At 67.5% G+C, this 17,326-nt stretch carries 19 protein-coding genes; 13 read left to right on the plus strand and 6 right to left on the minus strand.

The genetic code is table 11. The features are described from left to right. The first annotated feature begins 493 nt into the window (after positions 1–493). Positions 494–787 (plus strand): hypothetical protein, encoded by a 294-nt coding sequence (locus AWC17_RS16970; RefSeq protein ID WP_046183552.1) that lies wholly within the window; start codon positions 494–496, stop codon positions 785–787. Between the two features lie 57 nt (positions 788–844). Next, the gene (locus AWC17_RS16975; RefSeq protein ID WP_046183553.1) at positions 845–1,684 is read left to right on the plus strand and encodes an enoyl-CoA hydratase/isomerase family protein; all 840 of its coding nucleotides are present in this window, start codon (positions 845–847) and stop codon (positions 1,682–1,684) included. Here the strand turns inward: AWC17_RS16975 and AWC17_RS16980 are convergent. Continuing rightward, positions 1,679–2,455, minus strand: a complete 777-nt coding sequence (locus tag AWC17_RS16980; RefSeq protein ID WP_046183554.1) for an MBL fold metallo-hydrolase — start codon at positions 2,453–2,455, stop codon at positions 1,679–1,681. The two genes, AWC17_RS16975 and AWC17_RS16980, sit on opposite strands and share 6 nt — an antisense overlap. A 165-nt stretch (positions 2,456–2,620) precedes the next feature. Here AWC17_RS16980 and AWC17_RS16985 point away from each other — a divergent pair, with 165 nt between their 5' ends. From AWC17_RS16985 to AWC17_RS17015, 7 genes are read left to right on the plus strand one after another with little or no spacing between them, the layout of a single operon-like run. Then, positions 2,621–3,808, plus strand: a complete 1,188-nt coding sequence (locus AWC17_RS16985; RefSeq protein ID WP_082122981.1) for a lipid-transfer protein — start codon at positions 2,621–2,623, stop codon at positions 3,806–3,808. 2 nt (positions 3,809–3,810) lie between these two features. Continuing rightward, the gene (locus tag AWC17_RS16990) at positions 3,811–4,269 is read left to right on the plus strand and encodes a MaoC family dehydratase N-terminal domain-containing protein (RefSeq protein ID WP_046183561.1); all 459 of its coding nucleotides are present in this window, start codon (positions 3,811–3,813) and stop codon (positions 4,267–4,269) included. After that, positions 4,266–4,676, plus strand: a complete 411-nt coding sequence (locus AWC17_RS16995) for a MaoC family dehydratase (protein WP_046183555.1) — start codon at positions 4,266–4,268, stop codon at positions 4,674–4,676. The genes AWC17_RS16990 and AWC17_RS16995 overlap by 4 nt, the downstream gene beginning before the upstream one ends. A 19-nt stretch (positions 4,677–4,695) precedes the next feature. Beyond that, entirely contained in the window at positions 4,696–5,523 is an 828-nt protein-coding gene (locus AWC17_RS17000; protein WP_046183556.1) for an SDR family NAD(P)-dependent oxidoreductase, read from the plus strand. An 8-nt stretch (positions 5,524–5,531) separates the two neighbouring features. Next, positions 5,532–6,680 carry an acyl-CoA dehydrogenase family protein gene (locus AWC17_RS17005; RefSeq protein WP_197083392.1) on the plus strand — a complete coding sequence of 383 codons (1,149 nt, stop codon included), beginning with the start codon at positions 5,532–5,534 and terminating at the stop codon, positions 6,678–6,680. A gap of 25 nt (positions 6,681–6,705) precedes the next feature. Then, entirely contained in the window at positions 6,706–8,247 is a 1,542-nt protein-coding gene (locus AWC17_RS17010; RefSeq protein WP_046183557.1) for a long-chain-fatty-acid--CoA ligase, read from the plus strand. Continuing rightward, positions 8,247–9,449, plus strand: a complete 1,203-nt coding sequence (locus AWC17_RS17015; RefSeq protein WP_085164875.1) for a TetR/AcrR family transcriptional regulator — start codon at positions 8,247–8,249, stop codon at positions 9,447–9,449. The genes AWC17_RS17010 and AWC17_RS17015 overlap by 1 nt, the downstream gene beginning before the upstream one ends. A gap of 6 nt (positions 9,450–9,455) precedes the next feature. On the opposite strand, the gene AWC17_RS17020 is transcribed toward AWC17_RS17015, so the two are convergent. Both AWC17_RS17020 and AWC17_RS17025 read right to left on the minus strand, forming a co-directional pair. Next, positions 9,456–11,015: a long-chain-fatty-acid--CoA ligase gene (locus tag AWC17_RS17020; RefSeq protein WP_046185105.1), complete on the minus strand. Its 1,560-nt coding sequence runs from the start codon at positions 11,013–11,015 to the stop codon at positions 9,456–9,458. A 33-nt stretch (positions 11,016–11,048) separates the two neighbouring features. Next, on the minus strand, positions 11,049–11,522 hold the full coding sequence (locus AWC17_RS17025; protein WP_197083453.1) for a hypothetical protein: 474 nt from the start codon (positions 11,520–11,522) through the stop codon (positions 11,049–11,051). A 305-nt stretch (positions 11,523–11,827) separates the two neighbouring features. Between AWC17_RS17025 and AWC17_RS17030 the strand changes: the two genes are divergently transcribed. The 3 genes from AWC17_RS17030 (at position 11,828) to AWC17_RS17040 (ending at position 14,425) form a co-directional block, all read left to right on the plus strand. Next, a complete protein-coding gene (locus tag AWC17_RS17030; RefSeq protein ID WP_046185108.1) occupies positions 11,828–12,625 on the plus strand; it encodes an SDR family NAD(P)-dependent oxidoreductase in 798 nt (265 codons plus the stop codon). Between the two features lie 17 nt (positions 12,626–12,642). After that, entirely contained in the window at positions 12,643–13,575 is a 933-nt protein-coding gene (locus tag AWC17_RS17035) for a catalase family peroxidase (RefSeq protein WP_046185109.1), read from the plus strand. Between the two features lie 64 nt (positions 13,576–13,639). Then, entirely contained in the window at positions 13,640–14,425 is a 786-nt protein-coding gene (locus AWC17_RS17040) for a sulfite exporter TauE/SafE family protein (RefSeq protein ID WP_082123089.1), read from the plus strand. Positions 14,426–14,582: 157 nt separating this feature from the next. On the opposite strand, the gene AWC17_RS17045 is transcribed toward AWC17_RS17040, so the two are convergent. Then, positions 14,583–15,020: an anti-sigma factor antagonist gene (locus AWC17_RS17045; protein ID WP_046185111.1), complete on the minus strand. Its 438-nt coding sequence runs from the start codon at positions 15,018–15,020 to the stop codon at positions 14,583–14,585. Between the two features lie 154 nt (positions 15,021–15,174). Here AWC17_RS17045 and AWC17_RS17050 point away from each other — a divergent pair, with 154 nt between their 5' ends. Next, a complete protein-coding gene (locus AWC17_RS17050; protein ID WP_046185112.1) occupies positions 15,175–15,795 on the plus strand; it encodes a TetR/AcrR family transcriptional regulator in 621 nt (206 codons plus the stop codon). A 9-nt stretch (positions 15,796–15,804) separates the two neighbouring features. Here the strand turns inward: AWC17_RS17050 and AWC17_RS17055 are convergent, their stop codons facing one another. Together AWC17_RS17055 and AWC17_RS17060 are read right to left on the minus strand one after the other, a co-directional pair. Beyond that, positions 15,805–16,470, minus strand: a complete 666-nt coding sequence (locus AWC17_RS17055) for a DedA family protein (RefSeq protein ID WP_046185113.1) — start codon at positions 16,468–16,470, stop codon at positions 15,805–15,807. Between the two features lie 36 nt (positions 16,471–16,506). Continuing rightward, on the minus strand, positions 16,507–17,325 hold the full coding sequence (locus tag AWC17_RS17060) for an SGNH/GDSL hydrolase family protein (RefSeq protein ID WP_046185114.1): 819 nt from the start codon (positions 17,323–17,325) through the stop codon (positions 16,507–16,509). Position 17,326 lies beyond the last annotated feature (1 nt).

The following is a 17,326-nucleotide window of genomic DNA, read 5'->3' on the forward strand; positions in this document are numbered from 1 at the left end:
ATGCCTTCGGGAACACTTAGCCTACGCGGCTAAACGTGCGGCAGCAGATAATGAGGAACCACACGCCCTGCGACCATCGCGGCAAGTTGGGGGCATTAGCTATCGAGGTGGCCTCCGATCCGGCCCAGCCGGCCTCGCCCCACTAAGGTCGATCGCCGGGCCATCTCGCGGTCGGCCTAGCGTATTCGCGATATGGTGGCACGACCCAGTGGGGCGCATCCCATTTCTAGCAGGACAGTGACCATCGATGGCCGACGCGGATTCAAACGCCATACAGCAGGATCTGATCGCCGGGGTCGCCGCGGAATCCGACTTCGACGGCCTCGAATTGATCGGGAGCCGGTCGAAACCCTCACCGCCGCGGAGCGCGCGGCCGACGCTCACGACGACCTCGCGCGAGTGCACGCCCTGTGCACCAGCGCGGACTGCCGCGGCTGCTCATTGAAGACGGCATCGGTTGACGGCCTTAGGCGCAAAGGAAGGACGGTGGACGATGGTAGGCAACCAAGAAGGCATCGGGACGCTGAAACTCGAATGCCCGCAAGGCCATCCCGTGGGCAGGATCCTCAAGGACGCCCCACATCAGGCCGTCCAATACGACCCCGGCGCCATGGTGGGGCCGCGCCGGTTCTGGCCCGACGAAGACGAGCAGCCGCAGTTCAAGACCACCTGCAGATTCTGCGAGAAGCCGGTGGGGGAGGCCACCGCCACGCTTCAGGTGAAACTGGCTGACCTACTCGCGGACGCGGCCGCGACCACCGGGACGGCCACGCTGGGGTATGTGTAGCCTGCCGCCGCCGCTACTGTAAGAGCTTCAGTAGCGACCGACGTGAAGAGGAGTCCCGTGACCCAGGTTTCCCCGACCCCGCACGACACCCCCCGCCCGCCCGAGGGGGATTGGCTCGGCACGCCGTATCTCACCTTGGAGCGCCAGGGGTCGATCGCGGTGTGCACCATCGACCGTCCCGAGGCGCGTAACGCCCTGACTCCCGCGATGTACTTCGGAATCCGTTACGCCGTCGGCCGTCTCAACGAGGACCCCGATCTGGCCGGACTCCTGATCACCGGGACCGGCGATGTCTTTGCGCCCGGTGGCGACATGGGTGGCGGGGGAGCCACGGACAACTGGATCACCTTCGGCGGCGCGCTGGGCATGGACGTCACTCCGTTCGACACGGTGCGCACCTCGGCCAAGCCCATCGTGTCGGCGGTCAACGGGCTGTGCCAGGGCGGCGGGTTCCAGATCGCGCTGTGCAGCGATCTGTCGGTGGTCAGCGACCGGGCCACCTTCCGGGTTCCCGAGCTGTTCCGCGGTTACGCCGACACCTATTACAGCCAGATGCTCGCCCGGGTCATCGGTCCGGTGCGCACCCGCGACCTGATGTTCACCGGACGGGTGCTCACCGCGGCAGAGGCCCTGGACTGGGGTCTGGTCACCCGCGTCGTGCCGCACGAGAGCCTGCTCGACGCGGCGAAAGACCTGCTCGCGCAGTGCTGCCGAACCGCGCCCCGCGCCCGCGGTGTCATCAAGTCCAGCATCGACAGCTATCTGGGCCTCTACGACCGCATCGGCATGACCAGCAGCCTGAGCGACGCCGAGGCGCGCGAAGGCTTCCGCGCCTTCAAGGAGCGCCGCTCGCCGGATTGGGTTCACCCGGACCTGCGGGTCGAGGGGCGGCTATAAGTCGATCCATTCCCCGTGGGGAGCGATCCGCAACCGGTCGCTGATCCCGGCCTGATCGAACGCCGCGGCGAACTCGTCGACGCCCTCGCTGAAGTGCGCCCAGCCGTCGACGTGGGCCGGTATCACCACTCGGGCGCCCAGGATCTCGGCGGCGGCGGCCGCGCGCGCCGCGGTCAGAGTCAGCGGTCGCCCGCGCTCTTTGGTCGGCACGCTGGCCGCCCCCGCGAACAGCACCGCGACGTCGATGACGCCCACCCGATCTGCCACGTCCTTGACCGCCGCCATCGAGGCGTTGTCGCCGCTGAGGTACACGGTGGGCAGGCCGGGCCCGGACAGCACGAACCCGGTCACCTCACAGTTGACATGGCCGCTCGCATCGCGCTGCCCGTCGGCGGGACCGTGCACCGCCGGAACAGCTTGTGCCGCAAGTGATCCGGACAGCTCGTAGCGCTGCCAGGGTGCCACCCCCACCGCCGGCGGCCCCAGCCGGCCGGCGCCGCCAGGGTGGGTGAGCACCAACGGGGCCGCCAGCGCCATCCGCCGGCCGTCGTCGTCCAGATTGTCGGGATGCTGGTCGTGGCTGATCAACACCGCATCCACCGGGCCCAGCTCGTCAGCGCTCACCGCGGGACCGGCGGTCTTAGTTAGGTAGGCGTGCACCCCGGGCGGGTCGAACGTCGGGTCCATCACGAGCCTGCGGCCCGCGATGTCGACGACCGTCGTCGGACCGCCCAGCACGCTGATCGCGCAGTCACGCCGTTGTGCGTCCACCGTCGACCTCCCCATGTCGCGCACCGCAGCGTCTAGCTGTCGTGACCCGCCAGGAATTCTAGGGGTTGGCATGCCCACCCGCCCCGTCGCTCAAATCCATCTTGCTTCTGCCCGCGTCTCCTGCTAGACATAAGTGAATATTCCCTAGTCCAAGGTGGAGGAATCGTGGCCCATCGTGTGCTGGTTGCCGGTGTCGGGATGATTCCCTTCACCACCCCGAGTCGCACCGAGACATACCAGGTAATGGCCGAAAAAGCGGCACGAACAGCGCTCGTGGACGCGGCCGTCGAGTACGCGTCGATCCAACAGGCCTATGTCGGCTATGTGTATGGAGACTCGACATCAGGGCAGTCGGCCTTGTACGGATTGGGGCAGACCGGCATCCCGGTCGTCAACGTCAACAACAACTGTTCAACCGGGTCGACGGCGCTGTGGCTGGCGCGGCAGGCCATCGAGAACGGTGCGGCCGACTGCGTCCTGGCGTTGGGCTTCGAGCAGATGCAGCGCGGCGCGCTGGGATCGATGTGGACCGACCGGCCCAGCCCCTTCACCCGCTTCGACGACGTCACGCGAGCCGCGCAGGGGTGGGACGATGCCGCGCCGATGGCCGCTCAGTACTTCGGTGGCGCGGGCCGCCAGTACGCCGACAAGTACGGCACTGACCCCGCGACGTTCGCCCGGATCTCGGTCAAGGCGCGCCGGCACGCGAAGAACAATCCCTATGCGGTGTTCCGGGACGAGGTCACCGTCGAGGAGGTGCTGGCATCGCCGCACATCTACGGGCCGCTGACCAGGCTGCAGTGCTGCCCACCGACCTGCGGCGCCGCCGCGGCGGTCCTGGTCAGCTCGGAGTTCGCCCGCAAGCACGGGTTGTCGCCGCAGGTCGCCATCAAGGCTCAGGCGATGACGACGGACTTTCCCTCCACCTTCGAAGGCGCCGACATGATCCAGGTCGTGGGCTACGACATGGCCAAGGCCGCCGCCGATCAGGTCTACGAAACCTCAGGTGTGGCACCGGAAGACATCCGGGTCGTGGAACTGCACGACTGTTTCACCGCCAACGAATTGCTCACGTACGAAGGTCTGGGACTGACTCCCGAGGGCACCGCGGAGAAATTCATCCTCGACGGTGACAACACCTACGGGGGAGGCGTGGTGACCAACCCGTCGGGCGGACTGCTCTCGAAGGGACATCCCCTCGGGGCGACGGGCCTTGCGCAGTGCGCCGAACTGGTGTGGCAGCTGCGCGGCCAGGCGGGGGCACGGCAGGTCGACGATGTCAGCGTGGCGCTGCAACACAACATCGGACTGGGTGGGGCGGCCGTGGTCACCCTCTACGAGAAGGTGGCGTGACCGTGGCGATCGACAAGGCCGTCATCGGAACAACCCTGCCGGCCACCACGCTGACCGTCGAACGAGCGCGGCTGCGCTTCTTCGCCAAGGCGATCGGCGAGACCGATCCGGTCTACACCGATGTCGAAGCCGCCAAAGCGGCCGGCCACCCGGATATTCCGGCACCCCCCACCTTTTTGTTCTCGGTCGAACTGGAGAACCCGGACCCGTTCGCGTTCCTCGCATCGCTGGGCGTCGACCTGCGGATGGTTCTGCACGGTGAGCAGTCCTTCACCTACCACGCCATCGCCTATCCCGGTGACGAACTCGTCGCCACGCCGCGCATCACCGACGTCTACGCCAAAAAGGGCGGCGCGCTCGAATTCGTGGTCAAGGAGACCGCGATCACCCGCGCCGACGGGACAGCGATCGCCGAGCTGCAATCCGTCATCGTTATCCAAAACCCCGGAGTAACACCATGACACTCGCCGAATCCGTAACCGTCGGCACCGAACTGCCTCCGCTGAAGGTGGCACCGATCTCGCGGCTGACGCTGGCGTTGTTCGCCGGTGCTTCCGGTGACCACAACCCGATGCACGTCGACCTCGACGCCGCCAAGTCGGTCGGCCTGCCGGACGTTTTCGCTCACGGAATGCTGTCAATGGCCTACCTGGGCCGGCTGCTGACGAACTGGGTTCCCCAGCAGCGCATCCGCGCCTATCGGGTCCGGTTTGTGGCGATCACCCCGGTGCACGGTGAACCGACATGCACCGGCCGAGTAACGCACATCGACGACGTCGACGGCGAACGGCGAGCCACCGTCGAACTTGCCGTACGGCTTCCTGGCGGCACCACCACCCTCACCGGCGACGCCGTTGTCGCCCTGTAACTGAAAGGCGCTGTCGAACATGGGAACTCTGGACAACAAGGTCGCGATTGTGTCCGGTTCGGGCCGCGGCATCGGGCGCGAAATCGCCGTCAAGCTGGCCTCCGAAGGAGCCCACGTCGTGGTGAACGACCTCGACGCCGACCCCGCCGCCGAGACGCTCGCCGCCATCGAGGCGATCGGCGGCAAGGCCGTCACCTGCGTCGGCAGCGTCACCGACGCCGGCTTCGGGGAGCGGTTCGTGCAAACGGCCGTCGACACCTTCGGCGGCCTGGACATCATCGTCAACAACGCCGGTTACACCTGGGATTCGGTGATCCAGAAGATGACCGACGAACAGTGGGACGCGATTTTGGACGTCCACCTCAAGGCACCCTTTCACATCCTGCGCGCCGCGCAGCCGGTCATCAGCGGACTGGTCAAGCAAGCCAAGGCGTCCGGCGAGCCGGTGCCGTGCCGCAAGGTGGTCAACATCTCCTCGCTGGCCGGCGTGGGAGGCAACGCCGGGCAGGCCAACTACGCTTCGGCCAAGGCCGGCATCCTGGGCCTCACCAAGGCCCTGGCCAAGGAGTGGGGCCGCTACAACGTCACCGTCAACGCGGTGGCGTTCGGGTTCATCAAGACTCGGCTCACCGAGGTATCAGCGGGTGGCGGCAAGATCACCGTGCAAGGCAAGGAGATTCAGGTTGGAGTCAACCCGGGTCTGCTCGCCGCGATGGAACAGTTGATCCCACTGGGACGGGCCGGCACCCCGGCCGAAGCCGCGGGCGCGGTCTACCTGCTGTGCTCGCCCGAATCGGACTACGTCAGCGCGCAGACCCTGGTCTGCGGCGGCGGAGTCAACATCTAGGAGAAAATGTGGGCGCGGTACACCGTTCGCCGTGGGTCGACGATGAGGTCGCCGACCTCAAACAAATGGCGATCAAGTTTTTTGAGACCGAGGCCGTTCCGAACCGGGAACGCTGGGAGCGGCAAAAGTGCGTCGACCGTGACTTCTGGTTGGCCGCGGGTCGATTGGGGCTGTTGTGCGCATCGATTCCGGAAGAGTACGGCGGGGGCGGCGGAACGCTGGCACACGATTTCGCCATCTTCGAGGCGCAGGCCGAATGCGGCGACAGCGGATTCGGCAACCAGGTACACAGCGGCCTGGTGGCTCACTACCTGCTCGCCTACGGCACAGAGGAACAAAAACGGCGGTGGCTGCCCAAGATGGCGACCGGCGAATACATCGGCGCGATCGCGATGTCGGAGCCCGGGGGCGGCTCGGACCTCAAAGCCCTGCGCACGACCGCGATCCGAGATGGTGACCACTACCGACTGAACGGATCCAAGACGTTCATCTCCAACGGCGCCAGCGCGGACCTGATCGTGCTCGTGGTGAAGACCGACCCATCGGCCGGCGCCAAGGGCGTCTCCCTGCTCGTCCTGGAAACCGCTGGCGCACAGGGCTTCCGAGTCGGGCGCGTGCTGGACAAGCTGGGCATGAAAGCTCAGGACACGGCGGAGCTGTTCTTCGACGACGTGCACGTCCCCGCCGGCAACCTCTTGGGCGAGGAAGGCGCCGGCTACGGCTATGCGATGAGGCAGCTCGCCCACGAGCGCTTGATCATCGCCATCATCGGAGTGTCGACGCTGGAAACCGCGGTCGCCGAAACCATTGCCTACACCAAGCAGCGTCACGCCTTCGGGGCGCCGCTGTTTTCCATGCAGCACACCAGGTTCGAACTCGCCGACTGCGCGACCATCGCAAGAGTGGCACGAACCTTCGTCGACGACTGCATCGTCAAGCACCTGCGGGGCGAACTGGACGCCGCGACGGCGTCGATGGCCAAGGCGTGGGTTACCGACATGCAATGCGCGGTCATCGACCGGTGCTTGCAGCTGTTCGGCGGATACGGCTACATGCTGGAATACCCGATCACCCGGATGTACGCCGACTCGCGCGTCCAGAAGATCTATGCGGGCACCAACGAGGTCATGAAGGAACTGGTCGCGCGTTCGCTGTGACCGCGGTCCCGGCACGGAGAAGAAAATGTATGTGACACAGTCGCTTCACCGCATGCTCCAGCAGTGTCCGGACATGCCGCTGACGGTGTTTGCCGATCGCCAACGCACGGTGCGCCAATCGGCCGATCGCATCGCGCGGCTCGCGGGCGCTCTGCGGGCGCAGGGTGTGCGCCGCGGCGAGCGGGTGGCCTTCTTGGGCCTGAACTCCGACCGCTATCACGAATACCTGTACGCGGTGCCATGGGCTGACGCGGCCGTGAACCCGGTCAACATCCGCTGGAGCCCGGCCGAAATAGCCTACTCGCTGCGGGATTCAGGAACCACGGTGCTGTTCGTCGACGACGCGTTCGCCGCCGCCGTCCCACAGGTGAGCGACGCGGGCGCCGAGCTGTCGACGCTCGTCTACTGCGGCGAGGGCCCCTGCCCGCCGGGGATGCTCGACTACGAATCGCTCATCGACGGCGCGCAGCCGATCCCCGACCCGCGACGCGGTGGGGACGAGCTCTACGGCATCTTCTACACCGGCGGCACCACCGGGCATCCGAAGGGAGTGATGCTCAGCCATAACAACGTGATGACCTCCGCGCTGGGCTGCCTGGCCACCGGCCGGTTCCTCACCGATCACGGCCGAATCCTGTACGCCGCGCCACTGTTTCATCTTGCGGCGATCGGTATGTGGATCGCCGGCAACGTCGCGGGATCAACCCACGTGATGGTGCCGTCGTTCACCCCCGGCGGCGTGGCCGAGGCGATAAGCAACCATCAGGTCACCGACGTGTTGCTGGTGCCGACGATGATCCAGATGCTGATCGACCACCCGGACCCCGCCGGGTTCGACCTCACCTCGCTGCGCCATCTCATCTACGGGGCCTCACCGATCTCCGAAGCGCTGGTTGACCGCGCCCAAAAGGCGTTTCCGAACACCGGTTTGGCGCAGGCGTACGGGATGACCGAGCTGGCGCCGGCGGCCACCTTCCTCGCGCCGGCCGACCATGACAACCCGAGACTGCAGCGATCTGCCGGCCGGGCCCTCCCTCATGTCGAAGTGCGGGTCGTCGACGCGAGCGACGACGAGGTGCCGCCGGGCGAGATCGGGGAAGTGATCGTGCGCGGCGACAACGTGATGCTCGGCTACTGGAACCGGCCCGCCGAGACGGCCGCTACGGTGCGCGACGGCTGGATGCACACTGGTGACATGGCGCGCATGGACGAGCACGGCTACTTGTTCATCGTCGACCGTCTCAAAGACATGATCATCACCGGCGGCGAGAACGTCTACTCGGCCGAGGTCGAGAACGCCCTCGCCGGCCATCCCACGGTCGCCGCCGCAGCGGTCATCGGCGTTCCCGACGATCAATGGGGTGAACGGGTCCACGCCGTCATCGTGTTGCGCGCCGGGAGCGATCCGACCGAGGAATCGATACGGGAGCACTGCCGGACGCTCATCGCCGGGTATAAGGTGCCGCGCAGCATGGAATTCGTTACCGATCTACCCATCTCCGGCGCGGGTAAAGTCCTCAAACGTGAGCTGCGCGAACGCTATCGGGGCCCTGCGGACACCCGATAATGGGTAGTCAGCAGCGGTCCCTGTCGAGTCCACCCGCCAGAGGGACGCGGCCCGGCAACCGGCGCCAGTTGATCATCGATGCGGCGGCCACCCTGTTCTTCGACAAGGGATACGGCAATGTCTCGATGAGCGATGTCGCCGACGCTGTGGCCGTCGGCGCGTCGGCGCTGTACCGGCACTTCCGGAGCAAGCAGGCGCTATTGGCAACGGTGATCGAGGATGCGCTCGGCACCTTGGACCAGGCACTGAAGGGGGCCGACGCCTCGGCCGACCTCGCCGCCGTCCTGGCCCGCCTGGTGCTGGATCATCGCACCGTGGGCGTGCTGTGGCGGCGAGAAGGCCGTCATCTGAGGGAGCAGGACCGCAAACGACTGCAGCGGGTGGCCCGACAGATCGGCGATCGACTCGCCCAACATATTCGATATCGGCGACCGGAGCTGGCGGCCGCGCAGGCCGACCTGCTGGCATGGTGCGCGCTCGGTGTCGCGAATAGTGTTTCATTCCATCGCCTTTCGATGCCTGAACCGGGGTTTTCGGCTCTCTTGGCCGGGTTGATCGCGGTGCCGCTCGGCGCGGGCGCCGAGCTTCGCGGGGAGGCGGGCGGCGGTGAGTCGGGCGGCGCGCTGGTCGCGCGCTCACGAAGGGAAGCGATCCTGTCGGCGGGCGCCGCGCTGTTCGCCCAGCGGGGCTTCACGGGGGTCAGCGTCGACGAGATCGGCACCGCCGTGGGCATCGCCGGACCCAGCGTCTACAACCACTTCGCCGCCAAGACCGACATCCTGGTAGCGGCCATGTTCCGCGGCAACGAACTGCTCTGGGCGAACTTCAATCGCGCCGTCGCCGACGCCCCCGACGTCTCCGAGGCCCTGCGCCGCGTGGTACTCAGCTATCAGACCTTTGCGTTTGCCAACCCGGACATCGTCGAAGTGCTCATTACCGAGGCTGCGCAACTCCCGGAGTCCGACAGTCACAGTGTCCGGAGCGCGCAGCGTGCCTATATCGACGAATGGGTGCACCTGGCGCGACAACTGAATCCCAGCTGGACGGTGACCGAGGCGCGGATCCGCGTGCAGGCGGCTCAGATGATGATCAACGACGTGGTGGTGATGCCGCGGTTGCGGAGACTTCCGGGAGTCCGGGCCGTCTTGGCCGACATCGCGGTGGCGTTGCTGGCTGCGCCGTCAGGTGCGGTCAAGACCTGATTCGCCTCACACCGCGCGCCCACGGTCGCGCCAATACGGTTCGCGCAGCTCGTTTTTCAGGATCTTTCCGCTGGCGTTGCGGGGCAGCGACGGCACGAAGTCCACGGTGCGCGGGCATTTGTAGCCGGCGAGGTGTCGGCGGCAGAATTCGATGACGTCGCCCGGGTCGATCTCGCCCGTGGTCACCACGATCGCCTTGACCGATTCCCCCCAGAAGTCGTCGGGCACGCCGATCACCGCGGCGTCGGTGACGGCGGGATGCTCGATGAGCACGCTTTCCACCTCGGGTCCGTACACGTTCTCGCCGCCGGTGATGATCATGTCCTTCAGGCGGTCTTCGATGTAGACGTAGCCATCGGCGTCCAAGCGTCCCACGTCACCGGTGCGCACCCAGTCGTCGTCGGTGATCGTCTCGGCGGTCGCCTCCGGCCGATTCAGGTAGCCGCTCATGTTCTGGTTGCTCCTCACCCAGATCTCGCCGGGCTCCCCGGCGGGCACCGGGGCGCCGGTCTCGGGATCGACCACGCGAATCTCGGTGCCCAGCACCGCCTTTCCGGCCGCGAGCTGCAGGTGCGGGCGAGCGGAATCGCGATGATCGGTGTCGCTGAGCGCGGTGACCGCGCCGCACAGCTCCGTCTGCCCGTACACCTGAACGAAGCGCGTGTCGGGCCAGGTGGACAGCGCCCGATGCAGCAGGGGCAACGGCATGGGCGCGGCCCCGTACACGATGTAACGCAGGCCCGCGATCGTGGCGTGGGCCGCCTCGCCGGCTTCGAGGAACCGCGCGATCACCGGCGGGACGAAGAACGCGTGGGTCGCGCCGCCCCGCACCGCGCCCATCAGGGCGGCGGCGTCGGGTTCGCGGGTCATGATCGTGGGCGCGCCGGCCCGAATGCCGAAGAGCGCGTATCCGATCCCGCCGACGTGAAAGAGCGGCATGGCGACCAGGTTCGCGTCCTCGTCGCCGAACGGGAAGGCCGGCGCGAGGTTGGCCGCGTGATTGACCAGCGCGCGCTGGCTCAGCAGCACGCCTTTCGGTCGCCCGGTGGTACCGGAGCTGTAGATCACCAGCGCGGTCTCGCTCTCGTCGACCTCGGCGTCGCTCTCCGTGGGCGCCGCCGCGGCCAGTAGCGATTCGTACTCGTCGCCCACGACGACGATGCGTTCCACGCCCGGCGCTCGTTCGGCGGCCGCCTCGGCCGCCTCCCGCAACTCGGCCCCGACGAAGAGCAGCCGCGCCCCGCTGTCGTCGAGCACGTGGACGAGTTCGTCGCCGATGATGCGCCAGTTGACGACGGTCGTCACGGCCCCGATGGACGCGGCGGCGAAAAGCACCTCGAGGCAGGCAGGGTGGTTCTTGTCCAGAACTGCCACGCACTGCCCACGCTGCACACCGGCGGCGCGCAGCGCACCGGCCGCGCGACGGATCCGTGCGGCCCAGTCGGCCCAGGACCACTGCAGTTCCCCGTATCGAATCGCGATGGCGTCGGGCCGCTGCTGTGCGTGCCGGTCGACGAGTCCGGCGAGCGTCTCCGTCGTGTTCGCCGTGATGTCGGCTGGTCGCATAAACCCCTCCGAGTCGTTTGCTCCACTCTGGGATCAGAACATGGACTCGATCATCATGCCGCCGTCGCTTGCCGCCTGCGGGGTCGCGTTGTTGTCCTGGCGGTAGTCGATGAAGGCCGACTGCAGGCTGGAGGTGTTCAGCAACTCGGTGAAGGTGCCGATGACGGGAATCGCGCCCTCGGGTGCCAGCACGTCGGCGGTGTAATCGATGGAGGCCTCCTGCTGGAATTTCGGACCCGGGAGCGTTCGGATGTGCGGCTCGCTCAGGTCCCGCACGTTGCCCAAAATGGCCGACGCGTTGCCGACCAACTGATTCTTGTCCGCCTGGAGCACGGCGACGGCATCGGTCCCGCCGGCCGGTTTGACCGTGACCCGCAGCTGCGCGCTGAGGTCGGCGTTGCTGAGCGCCACCCAGTTCGGGCCGCGGTGGCCGAGCGTCCAGCCGGGCGCGGGGACGATCGAGACGCCCTGGGCGATCTCGATCGGCTCGGCCGATGCGAGCCGCACCGGCGACGGCGCATGGGCTGTGCCGATCAGGACGACCGCCGCCGCCACGACGGAGGCAACGGCCACCGCGACGACGGCGACCCATCGGAGACGTATTGGCTCTGGCTTCGACGAAAACATGCGCTAGCTCCTGATCCAGCCCTGGGCGAACGGGAGATTCGCCTGCTGGTTCTAACGATCTCCCCGCGCGCACGCGGTGTCCAAGACTGCGCCACTATTTGCTGATAGCTCTCCCTTATCAAAACGAGCTCTGGCACCGCCCGTCGGGAGAGTTTGCCCACGCGCGTGCGGCCCGGTGTGACAACATGTCTGCCGTGGTGAACCCCGACCGTGCCCGCTCACGCACCTTCGTCGTGACGGGCGCCGCATCCGGAATCGGCCTGGCGACCGCGAGGCGCCTCCTGGCCGAGGGAGGCACCGTGATCGGCGCCGACCTGGCCGCCCCGCCCGACCTCGGCCCCCGGTTCCAGTACGTGACCGCCGACGTCACCGACGAAGCCGCGATCGCCGCGGTGCTGGCCGCCGTGCCCGACCGCCTCGACGGTGTCCTGCACGCCGCCGGGGTCGCCGGGGGAGGTCCCGTCCATCTGCTCGACCGGACCGAATGGGACCGGGTGATCGGGATCAACCTCACCGGCACGTTCCTGGTCGCGAAAGCGGCGCTGGCGCGGATGATCGAGCAGCCCCGCGTCGACGGTGAACGGGGTTCGCTCGTGACCGTCGCCAGCGTCGAGGGCCTGGAAGGCACGGCGGGCGGCAGTTCGTACAACGCGGCCAAGGGCGGCGTCGTCCTGCTCACCAAGAACATCGCGCTCGACTACGGACCGAGCGGCATCCGGGCCAACGCCATCTGTCCCGGCTTCATCGATACGCCAATGGCCCAGGGCGTCTTCGGTCTCGCGGGCATGGAGGAACCATTGCGATCCATCACCTCCGAACACGCCCTGCAACGGCTGGGCCAGCCGGAGGAGGTGGCGGCCATGGCGGCGTTCCTGCTGTCGCCCGACGCCTCGTTCGTCAGTGGCCAGGCCATCGCCGTCGATGGCGGCTACACAGCCGGCCGCGATCACGGTGTCGTCAAACTCTTCGGCTTTCCCTCCTAGCGCCATAGGATTCGCGCATGGTCACTCCCGATGAGGCGATCGAGGCGATGCGAGGCACCGGCGGTGCGCAGCCGGGCTGTCGCGCGCTGCACGCCAAAGGCACGCTCTATCGCGGCACGTTCACCGCGACACCCGATGCGGTCATGCTCACGCGCGCAAAGCATCTCGACGGCTCGACGGTCCCGGCGCTGATCCGCTTCTCCAACGGCGCGGGCAATCCCAAGCAGCGCGACAACGTGCCGGGCATCCGGGGGATGGCGGTGAAGTTCACCCTGCCCGACGGTTCCACCACCGACGTGTCGACGCAGACCGCGCGTCTGTTCGTCTCGAGCACACCGGACGGATTCGTCGATCTGCTCAAGGCGATGCGGCCCGGGCTGACCACGCCGCTGCGCATGGCCAAATACTTCCTCACCCATCCCCGGCTGCTCGGCGCGCTACCGGTGGTGCGCGACGCCAACAAGATCCCGGCGAGCTACGCCACCATCGGGTACCACGGCTTGCACGCGTTCCGCTGGGTCGCCGCCGACGGGAGCGCCAGATTCGTTCGCTACCACCTGGTTCCGGCCGCCGCGGAGAACTATCTGTCGGCGTCGGCCGCCCAAGGCGAGGGTCCGGACTTCCTCGCCGAGGAGCTGAACACGCGCTTGGACAGCGGGCCGGTGCGGTTCGAATATCGCGTGCAGATCGCCGGGCCCACCGACTCGACGGTCGACCCGTCCGCGCCATGGCAGAGCACACAGATCGCGACTGTGGGCACCGTCGAGATCACGGGCCCGGAGACCGAGCGCGAGCACGGCGGCGACATCGTCGTGTTCGACCCGATGCGGGTGACCGACGGCATCGAGCCCTCCGACGATCCGGTCCTGCACTTCCGGACGCTTGCGTATTCGGCGTCGGTCAAGCTCCGCACCGGCGTCGACCGCGGGGCCGAAGCGCCGCCCGCCTGACGAGGGAACCCAATCGCCAGTCGCCCGCATGCCGAAACCGGCCGCAGGCTAAGGTTTTTCTTCAGTGTCGCCTTCCCACATGCTTCTCATTTGCTTGGCCGGGTTCGGCGCCGGCGCCATCAACGCGCTCGTCGGATCCGGCACCCTGATCACGTTCCCCACGCTGGTCGCCCTAGGCTTCCCGCCGGTCACGGCCACCATGTCGAACGCGACCGGTCTGGTCGCCGGCAGCGTGTCGGGCACCTGGGGCTACCGCGCGGAGCTGCGGGGCCAATGGAATCGATTGCGCTGGCAGCTCCCGGCGTCGCTGGCCGGTGCGGTCCTGGGCGCCTTCCTGCTCCTGCATCTGCCGGAGAAGGTCTTCGCCGAAGTGGTGCCGGTGCTGCTGATCCTGGCGCTGCTGCTGGTGGTCGCGGGACCGCGAATCCAGGCGTGGACGGGCCGGCGCGCCGAGGTCGCGGGCCGCTCACCCGAGCACATCACGCCGGCCCGCATGGGCGTCCTGGTGCTCGGCACGTTCGCCGTCGGTGTCTACGGCGGCTATTTCACCGCCGCGCAGGGCATCCTGCTGGTCGGCCTGATGGGTGCGCTGCTGCCGGAGTCGGTGCAGCGGATGAACGCCGCCAAGAACCTGCTGACACTCGTGGTGAATGTGGTTGCGGCGGTGGCCTATACGTTGGTGGCCTTCGACCGGATCAGCTGGCCGGCCGCCGGGTTGATCGCGGCAGGCTCGCTGGTAGGGGGACTGGTCGGGGCGCGCTACGGGCGGCGGCTGTCGGGAAATGCGCTGCGCGCGACGATCGTGGTGGTGGGCTTGATCGGGCTGTATCGACTGGTCGCCGTGGCGTGATCAGAAAGGCTGTGCCCCAAGGGGTTCAGCTCGGCGTGGCGGCGGCCGCTCACCGCTCCGCGGCCGTGGATCAGGTCGAGCGCCCGTCCGGCGAGCCCGTCGTGGGCGGCCTTCCAGTACGCCGCGCGCAGGGCCGATCAGTGCCTGGGCTGCCCCGTCACCAACGGGCCGCGGACGCCAGCGCGGAGTCGGCGGTCGGGTAAATGGGCAGGAGCGCAGACAGGCCGCACGCGTCGACGATGCGGGCGACGATCGGCTCGCCGCTCACCAAGCGCAATTCGATGCCGCGGTCCTTGCAGCGCTTCGCCTCATCGGCCAGCACCGCGAAGGCGCAGCAGCCCATGAACCCGAGCCCCGTGACGTCGACCACGAGGGGCCCGGGCGCAATGACGATGCCGGCGACTTCGCTGACCAACTGACGCCAGGTGTGCTCGTTGCAAGCGTCGATCTCCCCGCCCGCATAGATCAGTACCGCCGGACCGCTGCGATCAGCCGACGCGCGCAGCGTGCTGTTCGGATCGCCCAGCTCGTAGACCAGCTTCGTGCTCAGCATCAGGTGGGTAGTTGTCATCGGTTCTGCAATTGCCGAGCTCATCGTGGACTCCTAATCGACCGCGTCTGCGACGCTGCGATGGATGCCCGTCCTGCCGTTTGAAGACAGACTCTTCGCGGGAATGCGAATCTCATTTCTATAACAAGACAGGGCTGTCTGTCTACATGTCCGGGCTAAGAGTATGTTGTGGGCTGTTATGACAACTTCCGATGTCGGAACGCCCGCCGCGTCGGCTCGTGAACGTATCCTGACCGCGGCATATGCCCTGTTCAGCCAGCGTGGGGTCCGTGCTGTCGGCACCGAAGAGGTGATCGACCGGGCGGGTGTCGCCAGGGCCACGTTATACCGTCACTTCGCCACCAAGAACGACCTTGTGCTGGCCGTGCTGCAGCGGCGCGAGGAGCTCTGGACGCACGGCCTGATCGAGGAACAGTCACGGCAGCGGGGCGAGACGCCCGAGGAGCAGTTGCTCGCGATCTTCGATGTGATGCACGACTGGATCGCGCTTAGCGACGGCTACGAAGGCTGCTCGTTCATCAACGTGCTGCTCGAGCTCGGGCCGGATTCTCCCGCGGGACAGGCCTGCATCACCCACATCGACCACGTCCGAGATATCGTGCGTCACCGCGCCGTTGCGGCGGGGCTGACCGACGTCGAGGACTTCGCCTCGTCCTGGCACATCCTGATGACGGGCGCCATCGTTCTGGCGGCCGTGGGTGACCTGGACGCGGCTTTGCGCGCGCGCCGGATGGCCATCGCTCTCATCGAAGAACACCGGCCGGTCGCACCGGAGGATCTCGGCCGGGCGGCCAGTTAGCCCCGGGCCTTACGCGGCGTCGGCCGCGGTGCTCTCCGCCTTGCGGTAATGCTCGGCCTCGAGTTCGGCGATGGCCCGCGAGGTGCGTTCGCGCAGCGCGAAGGCGGCGATAAGGCCGAATACGATCGCGATGACCAGTGCGATCCAGGACAACCGCTCCAGCCAGTGCTCCGCGGCCATTCCGGCGAAATACACCAGCGCGGTGGTGCCGCCGGCCCAGCAGATGGCGCCCGAAACGTTGGCCGCCAAGAACCGCGGGTAGTGCATCTTCAAGGCTCCGGCCAACGGCCCGGCGAATATCCGCAGCAGCGCGATGAAGCGGCCGAAGAAGACCGCCCGAACTCCCCAGCGGCTGAACAACTTTTCGGCCAACGCGACGTGTCCGGGACCGAAATGTTTGGGGAACCGCCGGCCAAGGCGGTCGAAGAGCGGCATGCCGAATCGCCGCCCGATCGCATAGCCGATCGAATCGCCGACCACGGCGCCGATCACCGCCGCGACGCCGACACCGACGGGGTTGACGGGCAGGTCGTCGTGCGACGACATCAGCGCCGCGCTGACCAGCACGATCTCGCCGGGAAGGGGAATGCCCAGGCTCTCCAGCCCGACCACGCCACCGACCACCAGGTAGACCGCGAGCGCCGGGATCGAGTGCAGCAAAGCCTCCACATCCATGCGTCCAGGATGCCTGACCGTCCGGTGATACGCGCCCTAAACCCTCCGGTTCGCGTCGGCCGGTCTGCTCGGCGCGTTCAGGCTCTCCAGCCGCGGGCGTTTGGGTTCACGCCCGTCGGCCGACGACAGGCCGCGCAGCCGGCGCCAAATCCAGGGGAAGAAGCTGTCCTGCGTCCAGCGCAGCTGTTCGTAAGCGCCCGAGGTAGGCGACCGCCGCTTGGCCTCGGGGCTCGCGTGGGCCCAATCATGGTTGCTGCCAGGCAAATTCAGGGCTTCGGCGGCCGCGGCGGCGAACAGCATGTGCCCCCTGGTGGAGGCGTGCACGCGGTCGACGGCCCAGGTGTCCAATTCGCGCATCGACGGCGCGTTGTACAGGTCGACGAGCCCGAACCCGTAGCGGTCGGCGGCTGCCGTGATCGCCGCGTTGATGCGGGCGAGACGCCCCGATACCAGCCGTCCGAGCGGGAGGAACTGCGCGACGTTCGGGAAGGTGGTCGTCACCACCGTCGCGCCGGATCTGGCCAGAGCGGCGTAGACGTACTCCAGGTCGGCCAGGGCGGGGCCGAACGCCCGCCCCGGCTGGATGACGTCGTTCATCCCGGCGCACACGGTGATCAGGTCCGGCTGCATCGCCAGGGCCTGCGGGACCTGCTCGTACAACACGTCGGCGATGCGTTTGCCGCGGATCGCCAGGTTGGCATAATGCAGGCCCGGGTACAGCGAATCGACCATGACGGCGAGCCGGTCAGCAAATCCGAGGAGACCGACGACGTCGTCGCCGTCCCATAAGCCCTCGGTCTGACTGTCCCCGATGGCGACGTAACGGCGATATCCGGACGGAAAAGCCCCGCGCACG

The sequence above is a fragment of the Mycobacterium nebraskense genome, from assembly GCF_002102255.1.
Lineage (GTDB): Bacteria > Actinomycetota > Actinomycetes > Mycobacteriales > Mycobacteriaceae > Mycobacterium > Mycobacterium nebraskense.

Excerpts from the sequence above, each read along its gene's own strand:
- AWC17_RS16970 (WP_046183552.1), top strand. The coding sequence starts at position 494 with ATGGTAGGCAACCAAGAAGGCATCGGGACGCTGAAACTCGAATGCCCG.
- AWC17_RS16995 (WP_046183555.1), top strand. The coding sequence starts at position 4,266 with ATGACACTCGCCGAATCCGTAACCGTCGGCACCGAACTGCCTCCGCTG.
- AWC17_RS17000 (WP_046183556.1), top strand. The coding sequence starts at position 4,696 with ATGGGAACTCTGGACAACAAGGTCGCGATTGTGTCCGGTTCGGGCCGC.
- AWC17_RS17010 (WP_046183557.1), top strand. The coding sequence starts at position 6,706 with ATGTATGTGACACAGTCGCTTCACCGCATGCTCCAGCAGTGTCCGGAC.
- AWC17_RS17015 (WP_085164875.1), top strand. The coding sequence starts at position 8,247 with ATGGGTAGTCAGCAGCGGTCCCTGTCGAGTCCACCCGCCAGAGGGACG.
- AWC17_RS17020 (WP_046185105.1), bottom strand. The coding sequence starts at position 11,015 with ATGCGACCAGCCGACATCACGGCGAACACGACGGAGACGCTCGCCGGA.
- AWC17_RS17030 (WP_046185108.1), top strand. The coding sequence starts at position 11,828 with ATGTCTGCCGTGGTGAACCCCGACCGTGCCCGCTCACGCACCTTCGTC.
- AWC17_RS17035 (WP_046185109.1), top strand. The coding sequence starts at position 12,643 with ATGGTCACTCCCGATGAGGCGATCGAGGCGATGCGAGGCACCGGCGGT.
- AWC17_RS17045 (WP_046185111.1), bottom strand. The coding sequence starts at position 15,020 with ATGAGCTCGGCAATTGCAGAACCGATGACAACTACCCACCTGATGCTG.
- AWC17_RS17050 (WP_046185112.1), top strand. The coding sequence starts at position 15,175 with ATGACAACTTCCGATGTCGGAACGCCCGCCGCGTCGGCTCGTGAACGT.
- AWC17_RS17055 (WP_046185113.1), bottom strand. The coding sequence starts at position 16,470 with ATGGATGTGGAGGCTTTGCTGCACTCGATCCCGGCGCTCGCGGTCTAC.